Origin of the sequence: Streptomyces incarnatus (assembly GCF_001027185.1) — a bacterium.
GTDB classification, from domain to species: domain Bacteria; phylum Actinomycetota; class Actinomycetes; order Streptomycetales; family Streptomycetaceae; genus Streptomyces; species Streptomyces puniciscabiei.
On sequence record NZ_CP011497.1, the window covers coordinates 2,878,941 to 2,880,304 of the forward strand.

Consider the following 1,364-nt stretch of genomic DNA (forward strand, 5'->3'; position numbering starts at 1 on the left):
GGCCCGTTCAATGTGGCGATCACCCCGGACGGCACACGTGCCTACGTCGTCAACCTGAACTCGAACAATGTGTCGGTGATCAACACCACCACCAACACCGTCACCACCACCATCTCCTCCGGCGGTGGCACCCCGTTCGATGTGGCGATCACCCCCAACGGCGCGCACGCTTACGTCGTCAATGCCTCGGGCACCGTATCGGTGATCGACACCACCACCAACACCATCGTGGGCAGCCCCATCACCGTCGGCGGCTCCGCGAGGAGTATCGCGATCACCCCGGACGGCGCACACGCCTACGTCACCAACTTCAGTCACTATGTGTCGGTGATTGACACCGCCACCAATTCTGTCTCCGCCACCATCCCTCTGATCACCGAAGGGGTCGATGTGGCGATCACTCAGGACGGCGCGCGCGCTTACGTCACCGGCGATGGCCACGACACGGTGTCGGTGATTGACACCACCACCAATACCGAAACTGCCGTCATCACCGGCTTCAACGGCCCGCAGGGGGTGGCGATCGCCCCGATCAAGCCTTCCTTGACCATCACCAAGACCCACACCGGGACCTTCACCCCAGGCCGGGTGGGCGTCTACACCATCACCGTCGGCAACAACGGGGCAGCTCCAACCGATGGCACCACGGTCACCGTTCACGACACCCTTCCGCCGGAGCTCACCGTCACAAGCCTCACCGGCTCCGGATGGCGCTGCACCCGGTCCACCCTCACCTGCACCCGCAGCAACGTCCTGGCCGTCGGGAGCAGTTACCCGCCCATCACCCTGAGGGTCCGCGTCGCCCGCACCGCCACCGGCACGGTCACCAACACCGCGACCGTCAGCGGAGGCGGCGACGGCACCGCTACCGCCACGGACCCGACTGTCATCGACCCGAATTGGTGCCACCACAAGCCGAGCCACCACAAGCCCAGCCACCACAAGCCCAGCCACCACAAGCCGAGTAACCGCAAGCCAGGCCACCACGCGTCCCACGGCAAGAAGTAGCCCACGCGGCGGACGTAAAGGGCGTCCCGCGCCGGCGGTCGACGGCCGGGCCTGCCCCTGGGGTGTGGCGTACAGCAGCGAAGTACAGCAACCGCCGCAACCGCAGCCGACCAACCCCACCCGCGAGCGAACGTCTGATCACCCGGGCACACTTCAGCGACCGCCCCGCCCATAGTTCGCCCCTAGGGGGTGCTCGTAGCCGGTGGCCTACTGGGCTGTGGCAGAGCGTCGTGTGGAGAGGACGACAGCAAGGCCCATCTGCCTAGCACCAGCGAACAGAGTATGAGCATCGCCGCTGCACCAAGAACGAAGATCTTCCTGCCGGGCCGCCTGACCTTCGGTGGCGCTGGCGACTG

General features: G+C 66.1%; 1 protein-coding gene. It reads left to right on the forward strand.

The window, feature by feature from the left end; genetic code table 11:
* The coding region (locus ABB07_RS12670) for a YncE family protein (RefSeq protein ID WP_208898817.1) at positions 1-1,008 on the forward strand (1,008 nt) is incomplete at its 5' end.
* Positions 1,009-1,364 lie beyond the last annotated feature (356 nt).